Below are 17646 nucleotides of genomic sequence, written 5' to 3'. Positions count from 1 at the left end.
AAAGGAATATCAAGTTACTAACTTGTTGGATTAATTCGATTCGACATGGCGTCGAAAGGGCTAGGACAAATGCTGGAGAGTTAGCCCCTGGCTCTCCTGACCTGCAGCCTGAAGCATAGGCAAAAGCAGGAAGCCCGGATGCGGGACAAACCCTTGGCCACAGACGCCTGGAGGTCACGCTCACCGTCGCGTGACAGCTCAGGAAACGGCTGCTGTATCGGTCTGGCGCCTGTGCCAGCGCGGGCGGCCGAAGTCGCATACGCTGCGCGCAATGTCGGCGATCCGCACACTCACGGCATCGCTGCGGTGGACGGCGGTGTACTCCAGCGGCGGCAGCACCAGGCTGGTCTGTATGGTGCGCAGGTTGCCTGATTCGACATACGACGAGAAGTATTCGCGCGGCAGGTAGGTCACGCCCAGGCCCGCGCTGGCCAGTTCCGCCAGCGCGATCATGCTGTTGCAGACGATGGTGTTGTCGTGCCAGATGTTGGCGGCGGCAATGGCCTTCAGCAGGCGCTGGTGCAGCAGCGAGCCTTCGGAGTAGGTCAGCAGCGGCAGCCGCAGCACGTCTTCTATGGGGAGACCGCCCTTGCGGTCGTCGAGCAGGTCGGGGCGGCACATCCAGCTTGAATCCATGAAGCCGAGCTGCACGGTTTCAAAAAGGTGGCCTTCGGTCTGCAGGTGCGGGCAAATCACCATGTCGAGCAGGTGGCTGGCCATTTGCGGCCAGAGTTTGGTGGTGTGGTCGACCTTGGGTTCGAGCACGATGAGTGGGTAGACCTTGCGGACTTCCGAGATCAATGCGGGCAGCCAGGTCAGTGCCACCATCTCGGTCACGCCCAGCCTGAAGCGGCCGGAGTAGGAGCTTTCGTTGCCGGCGCGGCTCACCACGCTTTGCTGCAGCTCAAGCATCTTTTCAAAATCACCCAGCAACTCACGCCCCTTGAGCGTCAGCTGAGCGCGGTTGTTGCGCTCGAACACATCGATGCCCAGAAAGGCTTCGAGGTCGAGGATGCGCTTTGAGATGGTGGACTGCGTGGCGTTCAGGCGGTCGGCCGCTGCGTTGAAGCTGCCCAGGGTGCTGACCCAGTAAACGGCTTCTACCTGCTTGAGCGTCAGCATGTCTGGCCTGCGGGGTGGGTCATGGATGCTGACAGGGATGCTGAGGTGGTCATCATGGGCGAAGCGTAATGCATTTTGCCGGGCGCCACGGCGGGTGGCCTGCCGATTCACTGGCGAAACCGGCTGACGCAGGCGGGTCACGGGCAGCGTGCAAAATACCCACCATGCTCATTCACCCTGAAATCAACCCCGTCGCCCTGCAGCTTGGCCCCCTGGCCGTTCACTGGTATGGGCTGACCTACCTGGCCGCTTTCGGCCTTTTCTTTTTTCTGGCTACGCTGCGTTTGCGGCATCAGCCTTATGCCTCCATCACCGGCCCGGGCGCCTGGGCGCGGCGGGATATCGAAGACATTCTTTTCCTCGGCGTGATGGGTGTCGTCATAGGCGGGCGCATCGGCTATTGCCTGTTTTACAAACCCGGTTATTACCTCTCGCACCCGCTGGAGATTTTTTATGTCTGGCAGGGCGGCATGAGTTTTCATGGCGGCATGCTGGGTGTGCTGGTGTCGCAGCTCTGGTTTGCCCATTCACGCCAGCGCCCGTGGCTGCAGGTGATGGATTTCATCGCGCCCTGCGTGCCGACGGGGCTGGCGGCGGGGCGTGTGGGCAATTTCATCAATGGCGAGCTGTGGGGGCGCTTTTCATCGCCCGATCTGCCCTGGGGCATGGTGTTCAGACACAGCGGTTCCATGCTGCCGCGCCACCCGTCGCAGGTCTACCAGTTTCTGCTGGAAGGTTTGCTGCTGTTTGTATTGCTCTGGCTCTACGCACGCAAACCTCGCAAGATGGGCCAGGTGTCCGGTGCCTTCCTGTTTGGCTATGGTGTTTTCCGGTTCATCGCAGAGTTCTTCCGTGAGCCTGATGACTTTCTCGGCATTCTTGCGCTGGGCATGAGCATGGGCCAGTGGCTGTGCGTTCCCATGATCGTGGGCGGTGCCTGGCTCTGGGCCTGGGCGTCAAAACGGGCCTGATTTTTATATAAAAATCTCGTTTTGTTCAATAGCGACGGGCACCACCAGCTATCGAAATAGTAGCGTCTTAAGGTCCTGGGCGCCGCCGCTCAGACTGGCGTGATGACGACTTCGCTGCAGAGCCTTTCCACATCCGAGGGCTGGCAAAGTGCGGTTCCCTGGGTGAGCAGGGCGGCCGCCGCCGAGGCCATGCCATAGCGGAACACCTGTTCCAGATCGGCACTGCGGCTGAAGGCCCAGACCAGGCCGCCGACAAAACTGTCGCCCGCGCCTATGGTGCTGGCCACCTTCACCGGCACGGCGCCAGCCCGCAATGCCCTGTCCACGGTGACCAGCAGGGCACCGTCTTCGCCCAGCGACAGCGCCACGACTTGCGCCTGTCCTTTCCCTATGATGCGCTGCGCCGCCTCGAGCCGCTGCGGCCCGGTGCTCAGCGGCAAGCCTGTCAGTTCGCGTAACTCTCCCAGACTGGGTTTGACCATGTAAACCCCTTCGGCCAGCGCTGCAGCGAGCGCCGGGCCCGAGCTGTCCAGCACCAGTCGGCTACCGCGCATGCGGGCCAGTCTTGCCAGCCGTGCGTAAAAGTCGTCGGGCGCCCCGGGCGGCAGGCTGCCGCTGGCCACCAGATAAGCAGGCGGCACTTCGAGGGCGCTGAAGGCGTCGAGGCAGGCCTGCCATTCCGGCGGACTCAGGGTTGGCCCCGGCAGTACAAAGCGGAAATCGCGCCCGCTGGAGGTTTCGTGGACATGAAAGCTCTCGCGCGTCTCGCCTGCAATGGCGATGCCATGGCTGCGCACCTGCTCCTGGTCCAGCAGCTGGCGCAGGCGCTGGCCGTTCATGCCGCCCGCCGGGTACAACGCCAGGCAGTTGCTGCCCAGCCGCTGCAGCACGCGCGCTACGTTGATGCCGCCACCGCCTGGGTGAAAGACCGCCGCTGTGCAACGGAGCTTGTGTGTGTCCATCACCTTGTCTGTGGACGTCGACACGTCCAGCGCCGGGTTCAGGGTGATGGTCAGGATGTCGGCGAGGTGCATCATCTGACTTTACACCGCGAGCCTGTGCCCGCTGCCGGGTACGCCTCAGCCGGGCAATTGCTGCGCCAGCAGGGCGGCGACGTGAATCGCCTCCCGCTGCGCGCCGTCCCTGATCTGGTGGCGGCAACTGGTGCCGTCTGCCACCACGATGGCATCTGGCTGTTTGCGCACCGCCGGTAGCAGGCTCAGTTCAGCCATCTGCATCGACACCTCATAGTGGCTGGCCTCGTAGCCAAAGCTGCCCGCCATGCCGCAGCAACTGGACTCGATCAGCTCCGGCTTCGCCCCGGGAATCAGCTTGAGTACATCCATGATGGGGCTGACCGCGCCAAAGGCTTTCTGGTGGCAGTGGCCATGCAGCAATATGGGTTGCGTCACCGGCTGCAGCGCGGCCTTCAGCGCATCAAGCTTGCCGGCAGCAGCTTCATGCGCCAGGAACTCTTCAAGCAGCAGCGCGTGCTTGCTGACCGTGACCGCCGCATCACCCAGGCCCATGACCAGGGTTTCATCACGCAGCGTGAGCAGGCAGGATGGCTCCAGCCCGACGATGGGAATGCCCTTGTCTGCAAAAGGCAGCAGGGCGCCTACGAGTTCGGCAGCCTTGAGTTTCGCTTCCTGCACCATGCCGCCCGCCAGATAAGTACGACCGCAGCAGAGGGCCTTGCCGTCGGCCTTCTTTTTGGTGGCGATGTGCACCGTGTAGCCCGCAGCCTGCAGCACCTTCAGGGCATCGAGGACGTTGCCTGACTCAAAGTAACCGTTGAAGGTGTCGACAAACAGCACCGCAGGTTTGGCGGCGGCCAGCACTTCTTCACGCGTGGCCGATTGAGATGGCGTATTGAAGAAGGTCTTGCGCTGCCACTTCGGCAATGTGCGTTGGCTTGAAAAGCCGGTCAGTTTTTCACTCAGCTTCGCAAGCCCGGGAATGCGGTCGCGTAAGTTCAGCAGCGGCGCGAAGCGGCTGGCCAGCGCGGCGTACTCGGGCAGGCGGGCGACAAGTTTGTCTTTCAGCGTGAAGCCGTGTTTTGCCTTGTAGTGATGCAAAAACTCGACCTTCATCTTCGCCATGTCGACGCCGGTCGGGCAGTCGCGCTTGCAGCCCTTGCAGCCGACGCACAGGTCCAGCGCATCTTTGACAGCTTCCAGAGAGCCCTCACCCCAACCCTCTCCCGCCAGCGGGCGAGGGGGCAATCCGGATTCACGCCCTCTCCCCTTGGGAGAGGGCAGGGGTGAGGGCGCCCCGATTTGACCTGACAAGGCAAGTCGCAGGGTGTTCGCCCGGCCGCGCGTCGAATCTTTTTCATCACGCGTTACCCGGTAGCTCGGGCACATGGTGCCGGCGTCAAACTTGCGGCAGTGGCCGTTGTTGTTGCACATCTCCACGGCCTTGGCAAAACCGCTGGCCGGGTCGCCGCCGCTGCCGGGTGCGCTGGTGAGTTCGGTCACCGGGTCGTTCTGCACATCCCATGCGCGCCAGTCGAGCGCGGTGCGAATCGGTATCACGCTGTAGCTGGGCGGAAAGCGCATCAGCCGCGTGTCGTCCATGCGCGGCGGCTCAATCATGCGTTTGGGGCAGAGCAGGTTGAGCGGGTCCATCGCCTGCTTGATGCCGGCAAACGCTTCGGTAATCTTCGGGCCAAACTGCCATTCGATCCATTCGCCGCGGCACAGGCCGTCGCCATGCTCACCGCTGTAGGCGCCCTTGAATTTTTTGACCAGCGCCGAGGCCTCTTCGGCAATCGCACGCATCCTGGGGGCGCCCTCGCGCCGCATATCCAGAATCGGCCGCACATGCAGCGTGCCGACCGATGCGTGCGCGTACCAGGTGCCCTTGCTGCCGTATTTTCTGAACACCTCTGTCAGCGCGTCGGTGTACTCGGCCAGGTGCTCCAGCGGCACGGCGCAGTCTTCAATAAAACTCACCGGCTTGCCGTCGCCCTTCAGGCTCATCATGATGTTCAGGCCCGCCTTGCGCACTTCCCACAGGGCTTTCTGCGCGGCGTCATCCACCAGTTCAACAACTGAATCGGGCAGCAGCAAATCGCCCATCAGCTCGCCCAGGCGTTTGAGTTTTGGCAGCAGTTCCGTTTTGTTCGCACCTGAAAACTCAACCAGCAGCACGGCCGCCGGCTCGCCGATCAGTGCGCTGCGCACCGTGGGCGCAAACACCGGGTTTTGCAGCGACAAATCAATCATGGTGCGGTCTACCAGCTCAACCGCTGTCAGCGTGCCGTCGCCAATCTTCACGATGTGCTGGGCCGCATCCATGGCGCGGTAAAAGGTCGGGAAGTTCACCACGCCCAGCACCTTGGCCTGCGGCAGCTCGCTGAGTTTGAGTGTGAGTGATTTCGTCAGGCCCAGCGTGCCTTCGCTGCCAATCAGCAGGTGCGCCAGGTTGACCGAGCCGTCGGCGGTGTAGGGCCGCTCGCTCTGGTTGTTGAAGATGTCCAGGTTGTAGCCCGCCACGCGCCGCATCACCTTGGGCCAGCGCGCCGCAATCTCCGGTTGCAGCTGCTGCGCCAGTCCGCGCACGTAATCGCCCAGCTCACGTGCCTTGCCGCTGCTTTGTGCGTAAGGGCCGAGCTGCAGCAGGGTGCTGTCGGATGTCCAGGCCTGCAGGCCCAGCACGTTGTGCACCATGTTGCCGTAAGCAATGCTGCGGCTGCCGCAGGAGTTGTTGCCGGCCATGCCGCCCAATGTTGCCTGCGCGCTGGTTGACACATCGACCGGGTACCAGAGTCCGTGCTTTTTCAGCGCGGCATTGAGGTGGTCCAGCACGATGCCAGGCTCGACCTCGACGGTGCGGTTGGCGACGTCAAGGTCAATGATGTTGCGCAGGTGTTTTGAATAGTCCACCACCAGGCCCGCGCCCACCGTCTGGCCGCACTGTGATGTACCCGCGCCGCGCGCCACGATGGGCACACCCATGTCGCGGCAGATATCAAGCGCGGTTTTGACGTCCGGCATGATGCGCGGCACAAACGCCCCCACCGGTGTCATCTGGTAGATCGATGCATCGGTGGCGTAGCGGCCCCGGTCTGCGCCGCTGAACAGCACTTCACCACCGGTCTCCGAGGCCAGCCGGGCAGCCAGTTTGCCGGCGACCTCGTTGCTGATGCGGGCGACGCCGTCGTAATTGGTGTTCTCGTCGTGGGCGGCAGCTGCGCGCACCACTTTCAGGGGCAGGGGAGCATTCATCAGGCTTTGGCTTTATCGGTGGCAGTGTTTTTGGCGGCGCGCAATTGTTCAACCACCACATCTCGCTTGTGCTCCAGGTGGTCCAGCAGCACCTGGCGCATGGCTGCGGCATCGCGCGCTTCCAGTGCGCTGATCATCTGCTCGTGTTCCTTCACGGCGGCTTTCCACTTTTCACCATCCTGGTTGGACCTGAATCGCAGCGCTTGCAAACGGGCATTGACCTGCTGGTAGGTGATGGTCAGCACCGGGTTTTTGGCGGCGGCATTGATGGCGCTGTGAATGGCGGAGTTGAGCCTGTAGTACGCCGGCAGGTCGCGTCGTGTGTACGCGGCCAGCATTTCAAAGTGCATGGCCTTGATTTCAACCAGCTCGGCATCGGTGATGCGCTGCGCGGCCAGTTCACCCGACTGGGCCTCCAGCCCGGCCATGACTTCAAAGGTATTGAGCACGTCGGCCTCGGTCAGCTCGACCGCTATCGCGCCGCGGTTGGTCAGCAGTTCGACCAGGCCTTCGGCGGCCAGCATCTTGATGGCTTCGCGCAGCGGCGTGCGCGAGACATTGAGCACCTCGCTCAACTCACGCTCATTGAGTTTGGCGCCCGGTGCAATGCGGTTTTCCACCAGCATCTGCCGCAGGCGGTGGGCCACCTGTTCGTGCAGCGCGGCGCGCGGGATGGCAATGATTTCAGCAGTCATGTGTAAATTTTGTATGCAAAAAGTCTGGCTGTCAAACCCGGAGTCATTCAGGTGATTACCCTGAATGGCATTGACAAATGAATTTTGTATGCAAAAAATGGCTCACTTTCATGGAGTTTCTGTTTTATGTTGAAGCTTGACTTTCACCCCACCGGCCGCCATTTTTTGCAGATTCCCGGCCCTTCGCCTGTACCTGACCGCGTTCTGCGCGCCATGAGTTACCCGACCATTGACCACCGCGGCCCCGAGTTCGCGGCGCTGGGGCTCAAGGTGCTGGCAGACATCAAAAAAATCTTCCAGACAAAACAGCCGGTGATGATTTACCCGGCCTCGGGCACAGGTGCATGGGAGGCCGCACTGGTCAACACACTCTGCCCCGGTGATCATGTGCTGATGTATGAGACAGGCCATTTCGCCGCGCTGTGGCAAAAACTGGCTGCGCGCGTAGGCCTCAAGACAGAAGTCATGAGCTACCCCGGCGCAGATGTGTGGCGGCACGGCGTGCAGGCTGCATTGATTGAAGAGCGCCTGAAGGCCGACACGCAGCACACCATCAAGGCCGTATGTGTGGTGCACAACGAAACCTCCACCGGTGTGACCAGCAACATCGCCGCTGTGCGCAAGGCCATTGATGCCGCAAAACACCCGGCGCTGCTGCTGGTGGACACCATCTCGGGTCTGGGCTCTGCCGACTATCGTCATGACGAATGGGGCGTTGACGTGAGCATCAGCGGCTCGCAAAAAGGCCTGATGCTGCCACCCGGCATCAGCTTCAACGCGCTGTCTGCCAAAGCGATAGAGGCCAGCAGGAAGGCCACGCTGCCCAAGGCCTTCTGGGCCTGGGACGAGATCATCGAGATGAACAAGACCGGCTACTGGCCGTCTACACCCAACACCAATCTGCTCTACGCGCTAAGCGAAGCCTGCGACATGCTGCTCGAACACGGTCTCGATGCCGTGTTCGCGCGCCACCAGCGCTGGGCCGAAGGCGTGCGCAGCGCAGTCAAGGCCTGGGGCCTGCAGATCCAGTGTGCCGATGCGGCCGTGTATTCACCCATCCTGACCGGCGTGATGATGCCCGAGGGCATTGATGCCGACGCGGTGCGCAAGGTGATTTATGAACGCTTTGACTGTTCGCTTGGCACGGGCCTGGGCAAAGTCAAGGGAAAGATGTTCCGCATAGGCCATCTGGGCGATTGCAATGACCTCACATTGATGGCCGCGCTGGCTGGCTGCGAGATGGGCCTGAAGCTGTCCGGCGTGAAGCTCGCCGGTTCCGGCGTGCAGGCCGCCATGGATTATTTTTCAAGCCACGCGGCTGTGGTGCCCATGCGCAAGGCGGCGTGAAGTTGCGGGCCGTGCGCGTGTCATTGCGGGCTTGACCCGCAATCCATCTCCATCGAAGCGGGGATGGATCCCGGATCGAGTCCGGGATGACAGGGAAAGTCGGATATCGGGTTCAAAAATCAAAGGAGACAAACCATGCAACGCAGAACCGTACTCACCGCCGCAGCAGCCGGGGCAACGCTGGTCGCATCACCCTGGCTGCGGGCGCAGAACCTGCCCACCGGGCCCATACGCATCGTGGTCGGCTTTCCGCCAGGCGGCGGTACTGATGCGCTGGCACGTGTGGTCGGGCAAAAACTGTCAGTGATGTGGAACACCCCTATCGTGATTGAAAACAAGGCCGGTGCCGCAGGCGTGATCGCCGCCGACTATGTGGCCAAACAACCGAGCGACGGCACGACGCTGCTCATGGCCCACATCAACAGCCACGCGCTGGCGCCCAGCCTGGTGCCCAAACTCGGATATGTGGTTGAGCGCGACTTTGTGCCCATCGCCCTCGTAGGCGTCACGCCCAACCTGCTGATCTGCAATGAAGCCCAGCCCGCCAAAACCGTGAAAGACCTGGTCGCGCTGTGCAAGGCTCAACCCGGCAAGATCAGCTTCGCATCAGCAGGCGGCGGGTCGGCCCAGCACCTGGCGCTGGAGATGTTCAAGCTGCGCGCCGGCATCAATCCGCTGCATGTGCCGTACAAGGGCTCCGGCCCCGCGATCAATGATTTGCTGGGCGGCCAGGTCAACTACTGCTTCGAAACCATGACCTCGGCCACACCGCATGTGAAAGGCGGCAAGGCCATTGCGATTGCCCAGACCCGAACCAAACGCGCCAAGGGCCACCCGAATGTGCCGACCATGGACGAGTCAGGTTTCCCCGGCTTCGACGCCACCACCTGGTACGGACTGGTCGGCCCGGGCAAGCTGCCGCAGGTGATCGCAAAACGCATGAACGAAGACATCAACAAGGTCATGCAGATGCCTGACGTGATGGAGAAGTTCGAGCAATATGGTGCTGAGGATGGTGGTGGTTCGCCTGAGAGGTTTGCGGCGTTCATCAAGGCTGAGCAGGCCAAGTGGGCGAAGGTCATCAAGGATGCCAGGGTGTCGGTTGAGGCCTGAGGTCCCTGTTCGCTGAAGGGCAAACCGCTTCAACGCAACGATATCTATGGCTTGGCCCGGGCCCGGACAACAGCGTCCCTCACCAGGCCCAGCCGGTCATTGCCAAAATACATGTCATCGCCGATAAAGAAGGTCGGCGCGCCAAACGCGCCACGCGCAACGGCCTCGTCAACATTGGCCTTGAGCTGATCCTTGATGGCTGGCTGTGCGATGCCGGCCATGAACGCATCGGCATTGATGCCGACCTGCTTGCAGATGGACACCAGGACTTCATCCTGCGAGATGTCCAGGTCCTGCGTGAAGTAGGCGGCGAAGACGGCTTCAACAAACGCAAGGTGTTTGCCCTGGGCTTCTGCATCCTGCGCCACCCAGATGCAGCCGCGCATGGCCTTGACGCTGCTGACGGGAAACACCGTGGGCGGGAAGACGATATTCATGCCTGCTGCGCGCGCGTTGTCCTGGACATCTTTCAGCATATACCGGTTGCGCGCTGAATTCATGTCTTCGCGGTTGGCATAGACGTTCTTGTTCGCCACGTTGAAGATGCCGCCGACCAGCACCGGGCGCCAGATGATGGGCGCTTTCAGTTCAGCCGCGATGGGCTGGATGTTGCGGAAGGCGATGTAGGTCCAGGGGCTGGAGCAGTCAAAGAAAAATTCAATCATGCTGTTGTCTCTTTTGTATTTTGTTTTTGCTTATTGAGGCTTGTGATGGCCGGCCTTGATGCTCTCAGCCGTCTGGCCGAACAGCGCCTTGCGGGCCTCGTCGGTCATGGCCGGCGGGCGCAACTCTTTGCCGATGTCCAGCCCGCGCCTGACGGCGGGGCGTTCAATCACGGTGTCGTACCAGCGCTGCACATGCGGGAATTTTGCGAGGTCGACGTTCTGGGCCTTGTGTGTACGTGTCCACGGGAAGATGGCCATGTCGGCAATCGAATAGGCCTGGCCTGCCACGAAGGCACCGGTGTGGGCCAGCTGTTTGTCGAGCACGCCGTACAGGCGGTCGACTTCCTTGCCGTAGCGGTCAATCGCGTAAGGGATTTTTTCGGGCGCATAGAGCAGAAAGTGGCCGTTCTGCCCGGCCATGGGGCCGAGTCCGCCCATCTGCCAGTTGAGCCATTGCAGCGTCTGGTAGCGGTCGCGCAGCACGGGTGACAGAAAGCGGCCGGTCTTGTCGGCCAGGTATTGCAGGATGGCGCCGCTTTCAAAAATGGCGATGGGTTCACCCCCGCCTGCAGGTGCGTGGTCGACGATGGCGGGCATGCGGTTGTTGGGGCTGATGCGCAGGAAGTCGGGCGCAAACTGCTCGCCCTTGCCGATGTTGACCGGGATCATGTTGTACGGCAGGTCGCATTCCTCCAGCATGATGGAGATCTTCCAGCCGTTGGGTGTGGGCCAGTAGTAGAGGTCGATCATGTCCTGTCTCCTGAAAAGATGTGTGACTAAAGCTGCGCGGCGTGAAAACGCAGGTGGTCGTTCATGAATGTGCTGATGAAATAGTAGCCGTGGTCGTAACCTTCATGGCGGCGCAATGTGAGGGGCTGGCCTTTGGCCCTGCAGGCGGCTTCGAACAGATGCGGGTGCAACTGCTCTGCCAGGAATTTGTCGGCCAGGCCCTGGTCAATCAGTATGCCGCCGGGGAAGGGCGCTTTGCCTGCTTCGGTCATCAGGGCCGTCGCGTCATGTTTGGCCCATTCGGTTTTGTCCGTGCCCAGGTAACCCGTGAAAGCCTTGTGTCCCCAGGGGCACTGGCTGGGCGCGGCAATCGGCGCGAAGGCCGATACTGACTTGAAGAGATCAGGATGGCGTAGCGCCAGCGTCAATGCGCCATGCCCACCCATGGAGTGTCCGAAGATACCTATGCGTTTGCTGTCTATGGGCAGGCTCGCTGCGACCAGTGGCAAGAGCTCGTCCGTGATGTAGCTTTCCATGCGGTAATGTTTTGACCATGGTGCTTCAGTCGCATCAAGGTAAAAACCTGCACCCACACCAAAATCCCAGCTGTCGGTTTCGCCCGGCGCACCGGCGCCGCGCGGGCTGGTGTCGGGCGCAATGAGGGCGATGCCCAGTTCGGCGGCCAGCTGCTGCGCGCCGCCCTTGGTCATGAAGGTTTCTTCATTGCAGGTCAGGCCTGCAAGGTAGACCAGCGCTGGCACTTTTGCATGGGCCTGTTTTGCCTGCGGCGGCAGGAAGACCGAGAACTTCATCGGCAGGCCTATGACCTGCGATTCATGTTTGTAGAAGCGTTGCAGGCCGCCGAAGCAGCCGTGCTCACCAACGATTTCAAGACTCATAACGATCTTCCAGTACAAGCAGGGGCCGCGGAACTGGCTTTGCCGGGCCGCAGGCGCAGCGGCCCCTCGGGGGCAGGGCGCTACACGAAGTGAGCAACCGTGGGGCTAATAAAGTACCACGCCGCGAATCGACTCGCCAGATTTCATCAGGTCGAAACCCTTGTTGATGTCTTCGAGTGGCATGGTGTGTGTGATCAGGTCGTCGATGTTGATCTTGCCTTCCATGTACCAGTCGACGATCTTCGGCACATCGGTGCGGCCGCGTGCGCCGCCGAAAGCCGAGCCTTCCCATTTGCGACCGGTCACAAGCTGGAAGGGGCGGGTGCTGATCTCGGCGCCGGCTTCTGCCACGCCGATGATGATGCTGCGGCCCCAGCCCTTGTGTGTGCATTCCAGCGCCTGGCGCATGACCTTGGTGTTGCCAATGCATTCAAAGCTGTAGTCGGCGCCGCCGTCGGTCAGCTGCACGATGGCATCCACGACGTTTTCAGTTTCTTTGGGATTGATGAAGTGCGTCATGCCGAACTTGCGTGCCATTTCCTGGCGGGCGGGGTTGATGTCGACACCGATGATCTTGTCGGCGCCCACCATCTTCGCGCCCTGGATCACATTCAGGCCAATGCCGCCCAGCCCGAACACCACGACATTCGCGCCGGCTTCCACCTTGGCAGTGAAGAGCACGGCGCCGATGCCGGTGGTCACGCCGCAGCCGATGTAGCAGACCTTGTCGAAAGGCGCGTCTTCGCGGATTTTGGCCAGCGAAATTTCAGGCGCCACCGTGTAGTTGCTGAAGGTCGAGGTGCCCATGTAATGAAAGATGGGCTTGCCGTCCAGGCTGAAGCGGCTGGTGGCGTCAGGCATCAGTCCCTTGCCCTGGGTGCCGCGAATCAGCTGGCACAAATTGGTTTTGCGTGACAGGCAGAACTTGCACTGGCGGCATTCGGGTGTGTAGAGCGGAATGACGTGGTCGCCTTTTTTCAGCGTCGTCACGCCGGGGCCGACATCGACCACGATGCCCGCGCCTTCATGGCCGAGGATGGCGGGGAAGATGCCTTCTGGGTCAGCACCAGACAGCGTGTAGTAGTCGGTGTGGCAAATGCCGGTGGCCTTGATCTCGACCAGCACTTCGCCGAACTTCGGACCGTCGAGGTCAACGGTTTCAATGGTCAGGGGTGCGCCTGATTTCCAGGCTACGGCGGCTTTGGTTTTCATGTGTTTGTGTGTGAAGTTGATTTGAGGTTGCCATGCAGCCTTGAGGCGGCGACGAAGCACTATAAGCCACGTGTACGGTGGGCGGGCGGCGGCAGGCCGTATAGCCACCGGCGCCAGTCACCCTGCGCTTGACACAGGGGCCGTTTCCGCGATGGGCGTGTCCTGCCGATTTATATTCGACACATCGGCCTGCAGGACAGGCCAGCAAAGTCACAGGAATCGCATGACCACCAGCAGCCCCAAACTCCGCTTCATCCATTACACCGTCGCCTCAGGCGTCGCCACCATCATGCTGAACCGGCCCGAACGCCGCAATGCCATCGACATGGCCACGCGCGATGAACTCAATGAGGCATCGCTTTGGGCCGTGGCCGACCCGGCCGTACGCGCCATCGTCATGACTGGTGCAGGCGGGCATTTCTGCGCGGGCGGCGACGTGAAGTCCATGGATGCCGGCGAACGCATGACGGCCGAAGCAGGCCGCCAGCGCATGCGCACAGCCCACACCGGCATCAGGGCGCTGTTTGAAAGCGACAAGCCGGTGATTGCCGCAGTCGATGGCTGTGCCTACGGCGGCGGGTTTGGGCTGGCATTGCTGGCCGACATGGTGATCGCTACGCCGGCTGCGCGGTTTTGCATGTCTTTCATGAAGGTCGGCCTGGTGCCCGATTGCGGCGCGCTTTACACGCTCGCGCGCAGCGTCGGCTTGCACCGCGCCAAGGCGCTGATGTTCTCGGCGCGCGAAGTCGATGGGCAGACCGGGCTGGACTGGGGTTTTGTCAGTGAGGTGGTGCCGGCAACCGATCTGCAGGCCCACGCGAATGCCGTGGCGCAAAACCTGGCGCGCGGCCCGGCGCTGGCGATTGCACTGACCAAGCAGGCCATGAACCAGTCGCAGGTGAGTTCGTTTGCAACCATGCTGGACGTGGAGGCCAATGCGCAGGGCATGGCCTTTGCCAGCGATGACCACCGTGCGGCGGCGTCCGACTTCGCGGCAAAGCGCCCCAGCCGTTTTGCCTGGGTTTGACGCAGGGCATGCCTGGGCAGCGCTTGATTCGGGACCAGCTGGGCTTGCAAGCCAAAAGTTAATATATAACTTAACATTGTTAATATGGGTATTAACATTTTGGGCTTTGGCGGCTTTTACTGGCCTCAGGAAGCCTCAAAACAGTCAAAAAATGCCCATTTTCAGGCACTAAATCGGCTGAAGACCAATAGATACGCGCGTGAGCAGCTACTGAATTAATAGCAGTCTCTGCATTTTCAGGTGCCAGAAACAGCACCGCCGGTATTTTCATACCGGCGGGCAGGTTCACATCAAATGGCTAAAGGCAGTTCAGGCGCTGAAAAAGTTCTTCAGCTTGTCCGTCCAGCCTTCCTCGCTGGGTGAATGTTTGGCGCCGCCTTTTTTGATCGACTCGTCGAACTCTTTCAGCAGCTTCTTCTGGTGCTCGGTCAGCTTGACCGGCGTTTCAACCGTGATGTGGCAGTACAAATCGCCGGGGTAGCTGGAGCGCACGCCCTTGATGCCCTTGCCGCGCAGGCGGAACTGCTTGCTGGCCTGGGTGCCTTCGGGGATGTCGATGGCGGCCTTGCCTGCCAATGTCGGGACTTCAATTTCGCCGCCCAGGGCTGCGGTGGTGAAGCTGATGGGCACGGCGCAGTGCAGGTCGTCGCCGTCACGCTCGAAGATGTCGTGTTTTTTGACGCGAATCTCGATGTACAGGTCGCCGGGCGGGCCGCCATTGGTGCCGGGCTCGCCGTTGCCGGTCGAACGTATGCGCATGCCGTCGTCTATGCCGGCCGGGATCTTGACTTCGAGCGTTTTGTTGGTCTTGGTCTTGCCCACGCCGTGGCAGGCAATGCAGGGCTCGGGAATCAGCTTGCCGGTGCCCTTGCACTGCGGGCAGGTCTGCTGCACGCTGAAAAAGCCCTGACGCATCTGCACGACGCCGTGGCCGTGGCAGGTGGTGCAGGTTGCAACCTTGGTGCCCGGCTTGGCGCCGCTGCCCTGGCAGGTGTTGCAGTCATCCCAGCTGGGTATGCGGATCTGCGCCTCCTTGCCGGCGGCGGCTTCTTCAAGCGTGACTTCCATGGCGTAGCTCAAATCGCCACCGCGAAAGACCTGACGCCCGCCGCGCTGCTGGCCGCCGCGCTGGCCGCCGAACACGTCGCCGAAGATGTCGCCAAAGGCTTCGGCAAAGCCGCCGAAACCTTCTGCGCCCGGGCCGCCACGGTTGGGGTCCACACCCGCATGGCCGTACTGGTCATAGGCGGCGCGCTTTTGCTCGTCGGACAGCATCTCGTAGGCTTCCTTGGCCTCCTTGAATTTTTCTTCCGCTGCCTTGCCGCCGCCCTGGTTGCGGTCGGGGTGGTGCTTCATCGCCAGCTTGCGATAGGCTTTCTTGATGTCTTCATCGCTCGCGTTCTTGGGAACACCGAGCACGTCGTAGTAGTCTTTTTTGGCCATGGCGGTCAGTCAGGGGTCTTCAAAAATCTTGTGGCGAAACTGCGGGGCAGGCCGGGGCGCAAACACAAAAGCGGAAAGCCGGGATTTCTCCTGGTTTCCGCCTTTTCTGGGCCTGGAGTGCCTGGGGCTTAGCCCTTCTTCACTTCCTTGACTTCGGCGTCAACCACGTTGTCGTCCGCTTCCGGTTTGGCCTGGGCCTGTTCGGCGCCTGCGCCGGGGCCGCCTGCCGCTGCGGCTTTCGATGCTTCCATGTCGGCATACATCTTCTCGCCCAGCTTCTGGCTGGCTTCCATCAGCGCCGTGTTCTTGGCGTCAATGGCTGCCTTGTCGTCGCCGGCAAGGGCTTCTTCCATGTCCTTGATGGCCGCTTCGATTTTTTCCTTCTCGCCGGCTTCCAGCTTGTCGCCGTATTCGCCGAGGGACTTCTTCACGCTGTGCACCATGGCTTCGGCGTTGTTCTTGGCCTGCACGAACTCGACTTTTTTCTTGTCTTCTTCGGCATTGAGCTCGGCGTCCTTCACCATCTGCTGGATCTCGGCTTCAGACAAGCCGGAGTTGGCCTTGATGGTGATCTTGTTTTCCTTGCCGGTGCCCTTGTCCTTGGCGCCCACGTGCAGGATGCCGTTGGCATCGATGTCGAAAGACACTTCGATCTGCGGCGTGCCGCGTGCTGCTGGCGGGATGCCTTCCAGGTTGAACTCGCCCAGGGCCTTGTTGCCCGAAGCGATTTCACGCTCACCCTGGAACACCTTGATCGTCACGGCCGGCTGGTTGTCTTCAGCGGTCGAGAAGGTCTGCGCGAACTTGGTCGGGATGGTCGTGTTCTTCTTGATCATCTTGGTCATCACGCCGCCCATGGTTTCGATACCGAGGGACAGCGGGGTCACGTCAAGCAGCAGCACGTCGGTGCGGTCGCCGGAGAGAACCTGGCCCTGGATGGCTGCACCAACGGCAACGGCTTCGTCAGGATTCACGTCCTTGCGCGGCTCCTTGCCGAACAACTCTTTCACTTTTTCCTGCACCTTGGGCATGCGGGTCTGGCCGCCGACCAGGATCACGTCATGGATGTCGGAGGCGCTGACGCCAGCGTCCTTCATGGCCAGGCGGCAAGGCGCGATGGTGCGCTCGATCAGCTCGTCAACCAGGCTCTCGAGTTTTGCGCGGCTCAGCTTGACCAGCAAGTGCTTGGGGCCGGTCGCAGGGTCGTGTGCGATGTAGGGAATGTTGACTTCGGTCGCTGCGCTGTTGGACAGTTCGATCTTGGCCTTTTCAGCGGAGTCTTTCAGGCGCTGCAGGGCGACCACGTCTTTCGACAGGTCGATGCCGCTGTCCTTCTTGAACTCGGCCACGATGTAGTCGATGACGCGCTGGTCAAAGTCTTCACCGCCGAGGAAGGTGTCGCCGTTGGTCGACAGCACTTCAAACTGTTTTTCGCCATCGACGTCTGCGATCTCGATGATGGAGATGTCGAAGGTACCGCCGCCGAGGTCATAGACGGCAATCTTGCGGTCGCCTTTTTCCTGCTTGTCCAGGCCGAAGGCCAGGGCTGCAGCGGTAGGCTCGTTGATGATGCGCTTGACGTCCAGGCCTGCAATGCGGCCGGCGTCTTTCGTCGCCTGGCGCTGTGCGTCGTTGAAGTAAGCAGGCACGGTGATGACGGCTTCCGTCACGGCTTCGCCGAGGTAGTCTTCGGCGGTCTTTTTCATCTTGCGCAGGATGTCGGCGGACACCTGTTGTGCAGACAGCTTCTTGCCGCGCACTTCAACCCAGGCGTCGCCGTTGTCGGCAGCCACGATGGCGTAAGGCATCAGCGCGATGTCTTTCTGCACTTCTTTTTCTGTGAACTTGCGGCCGATCAGGCGCTTGACTGCGTAAAGCGTGTTCTTGGGATTGGTCACGGCCTGGCGCTTGGCCGATGCGCCGACCAGCGTCTCGCCGTCTTCCTGATAGGCGACGATGGAGGGCGTGGTGCGGCCGCCTTCAGAGTTTTCGATCACGCGCGGCGTATTGCCTTCCATGACGGACACGCAGCTGTTGGTGGTGCCAAGGTCGATGCCGATAATTCTTCCCATGATGAGCTCCTGTTTTTCGATTCGTTAAGGTTTAAAAAAGGGTGGCCGGTTGCTGCGATGAAACGATCAGACTGGGCAACTGGCCGGTATCAATAACTGTGTTGATGACTTGTGGATAA

15 protein-coding genes are annotated in these 17646 nt (G+C 61.2%); 4 read left to right on the top strand and 11 right to left on the bottom strand.

Annotated features, from left to right (window positions below; translation table 11 throughout):
* Positions 1-198: 198 nt before the first annotated feature.
* Positions 199-1122, bottom strand: a complete 924-nt coding sequence (locus tag HYX42_RS21755) for a LysR family transcriptional regulator (protein WP_293407183.1) — start codon at positions 1120-1122, stop codon at positions 199-201.
* Between the two features lie 164 nt (positions 1123-1286).
* Between HYX42_RS21755 and lgt the strand changes: the two genes are divergently transcribed.
* On the top strand, positions 1287-2093 hold the full coding sequence (lgt, locus tag HYX42_RS21750; protein WP_293407181.1) for a prolipoprotein diacylglyceryl transferase: 807 nt from the start codon (positions 1287-1289) through the stop codon (positions 2091-2093).
* Between the two features lie 89 nt (positions 2094-2182).
* Here the strand turns inward: lgt and HYX42_RS21745 are convergent, their stop codons facing one another.
* From HYX42_RS21745 to HYX42_RS21735, 3 genes are read right to left on the bottom strand one after another with little or no spacing between them, the layout of a single operon-like run.
* A complete protein-coding gene (locus HYX42_RS21745; protein ID WP_293407740.1) occupies positions 2183-3127 on the bottom strand; it encodes a 1-phosphofructokinase family hexose kinase in 945 nt (314 codons plus the stop codon).
* A gap of 45 nt (positions 3128-3172) precedes the next feature.
* Positions 3173-6325, bottom strand: coding sequence for an FAD-binding and (Fe-S)-binding domain-containing protein (locus HYX42_RS21740; RefSeq protein ID WP_293407179.1), 3153 nt, complete (start codon positions 6323-6325; stop codon positions 3173-3175).
* Complete coding sequence (locus HYX42_RS21735) at positions 6325-7020, bottom strand: GntR family transcriptional regulator (protein WP_293407177.1); 696 nt, start codon at positions 7018-7020, stop codon at positions 6325-6327. Before HYX42_RS21735 ends, HYX42_RS21740 begins: the two co-directional genes overlap by 1 nt.
* A gap of 126 nt (positions 7021-7146) precedes the next feature.
* On the opposite strand from HYX42_RS21735, the gene HYX42_RS21730 reads away from it, so the two are divergent.
* Both HYX42_RS21730 and HYX42_RS21725 read left to right on the top strand, forming a co-directional pair.
* Positions 7147-8367: an aminotransferase class V-fold PLP-dependent enzyme gene (locus HYX42_RS21730; RefSeq protein WP_293407174.1), complete on the top strand. Its 1221-nt coding sequence runs from the start codon at positions 7147-7149 to the stop codon at positions 8365-8367.
* A 135-nt stretch (positions 8368-8502) separates the two neighbouring features.
* Complete coding sequence (locus tag HYX42_RS21725; RefSeq protein WP_293407172.1) at positions 8503-9480, top strand: tripartite tricarboxylate transporter substrate binding protein; 978 nt, start codon at positions 8503-8505, stop codon at positions 9478-9480.
* 44 nt (positions 9481-9524) lie between these two features.
* Here the strand turns inward: HYX42_RS21725 and HYX42_RS21720 are convergent, their stop codons facing one another.
* From HYX42_RS21720 to HYX42_RS21705, 4 genes are all read right to left on the bottom strand, one after another.
* The gene (locus HYX42_RS21720; protein WP_293407170.1) at positions 9525-10145 is read right to left on the bottom strand and encodes a 2-hydroxychromene-2-carboxylate isomerase; all 621 of its coding nucleotides are present in this window, start codon (positions 10143-10145) and stop codon (positions 9525-9527) included.
* 30 nt (positions 10146-10175) lie between these two features.
* On the bottom strand, positions 10176-10895 hold the full coding sequence (locus HYX42_RS21715; RefSeq protein ID WP_293407168.1) for a glutathione binding-like protein: 720 nt from the start codon (positions 10893-10895) through the stop codon (positions 10176-10178).
* Positions 10896-10921: 26 nt separating this feature from the next.
* Complete coding sequence (gene fghA, locus HYX42_RS21710; RefSeq protein WP_293407737.1) at positions 10922-11779, bottom strand: S-formylglutathione hydrolase; 858 nt, start codon at positions 11777-11779, stop codon at positions 10922-10924.
* A 99-nt stretch (positions 11780-11878) separates the two neighbouring features.
* Positions 11879-12985, bottom strand: a complete 1107-nt coding sequence (locus tag HYX42_RS21705; protein WP_293407166.1) for an S-(hydroxymethyl)glutathione dehydrogenase/class III alcohol dehydrogenase — start codon at positions 12983-12985, stop codon at positions 11879-11881.
* Between the two features lie 223 nt (positions 12986-13208).
* Between HYX42_RS21705 and HYX42_RS21700 the strand changes: the two genes are divergently transcribed.
* On the top strand, positions 13209-14012 hold the full coding sequence (locus HYX42_RS21700; RefSeq protein WP_293407164.1) for an enoyl-CoA hydratase/isomerase family protein: 804 nt from the start codon (positions 13209-13211) through the stop codon (positions 14010-14012).
* 91 nt (positions 14013-14103) lie between these two features.
* Here HYX42_RS21700 and HYX42_RS21695 read toward each other — a convergent pair whose 3' ends face one another.
* From HYX42_RS21695 to dnaK, 3 genes are all read right to left on the bottom strand, one after another.
* Positions 14104-14301, bottom strand: a complete 198-nt coding sequence (locus HYX42_RS21695) for a hypothetical protein (RefSeq protein WP_293407161.1) — start codon at positions 14299-14301, stop codon at positions 14104-14106.
* Positions 14302-14321: 20 nt separating this feature from the next.
* Entirely contained in the window at positions 14322-15455 is a 1134-nt protein-coding gene (gene dnaJ, locus HYX42_RS21690; RefSeq protein WP_293407158.1) for a molecular chaperone DnaJ, read from the bottom strand.
* Between the two features lie 128 nt (positions 15456-15583).
* Positions 15584-17527 carry a molecular chaperone DnaK gene (gene dnaK / locus HYX42_RS21685; RefSeq protein ID WP_293407155.1) on the bottom strand — a complete coding sequence of 648 codons (1944 nt, stop codon included), beginning with the start codon at positions 17525-17527 and terminating at the stop codon, positions 15584-15586.
* Positions 17528-17646 lie beyond the last annotated feature (119 nt).

This window comes from Polaromonas sp. (assembly GCF_016185115.1).
Classification (GTDB): domain Bacteria; phylum Pseudomonadota; class Gammaproteobacteria; order Burkholderiales; family Burkholderiaceae_C; genus Polaromonas.
Note: the sequence above shows the minus strand (reverse complement) of the source record. Positions and strands in the feature narration are given on the sequence as shown.

What these genes read in the sequence shown, in the direction of transcription:
- lgt (WP_293407181.1), top strand. Translation starts at nt 1,287, where the DNA reads ATGCTCATTCACCCTGAAATCAACCCCGTCGCCCTGCAGCTTGGCCCC.
- HYX42_RS21730 (WP_293407174.1), top strand. Translation starts at nt 7,147, where the DNA reads ATGTTGAAGCTTGACTTTCACCCCACCGGCCGCCATTTTTTGCAGATT.
- HYX42_RS21715 (WP_293407168.1), bottom strand. Translation starts at nt 10,895, where the DNA reads ATGATCGACCTCTACTACTGGCCCACACCCAACGGCTGGAAGATCTCC.
- HYX42_RS21755 (WP_293407183.1), bottom strand. Translation starts at nt 1,122, where the DNA reads ATGCTGACGCTCAAGCAGGTAGAAGCCGTTTACTGGGTCAGCACCCTG.
- HYX42_RS21720 (WP_293407170.1), bottom strand. Translation starts at nt 10,145, where the DNA reads ATGATTGAATTTTTCTTTGACTGCTCCAGCCCCTGGACCTACATCGCC.
- HYX42_RS21735 (WP_293407177.1), bottom strand. Translation starts at nt 7,020, where the DNA reads ATGACTGCTGAAATCATTGCCATCCCGCGCGCCGCGCTGCACGAACAG.
- HYX42_RS21725 (WP_293407172.1), top strand. Translation starts at nt 8,503, where the DNA reads ATGCAACGCAGAACCGTACTCACCGCCGCAGCAGCCGGGGCAACGCTG.
- HYX42_RS21745 (WP_293407740.1), bottom strand. Translation starts at nt 3,127, where the DNA reads ATGCACCTCGCCGACATCCTGACCATCACCCTGAACCCGGCGCTGGAC.
- HYX42_RS21740 (WP_293407179.1), bottom strand. Translation starts at nt 6,325, where the DNA reads ATGAATGCTCCCCTGCCCCTGAAAGTGGTGCGCGCAGCTGCCGCCCAC.
- HYX42_RS21705 (WP_293407166.1), bottom strand. Translation starts at nt 12,985, where the DNA reads ATGAAAACCAAAGCCGCCGTAGCCTGGAAATCAGGCGCACCCCTGACC.
- HYX42_RS21700 (WP_293407164.1), top strand. Translation starts at nt 13,209, where the DNA reads ATGACCACCAGCAGCCCCAAACTCCGCTTCATCCATTACACCGTCGCC.
- dnaK (WP_293407155.1), bottom strand. Translation starts at nt 17,527, where the DNA reads ATGGGAAGAATTATCGGCATCGACCTTGGCACCACCAACAGCTGCGTG.
- dnaJ (WP_293407158.1), bottom strand. Translation starts at nt 15,455, where the DNA reads ATGGCCAAAAAAGACTACTACGACGTGCTCGGTGTTCCCAAGAACGCG.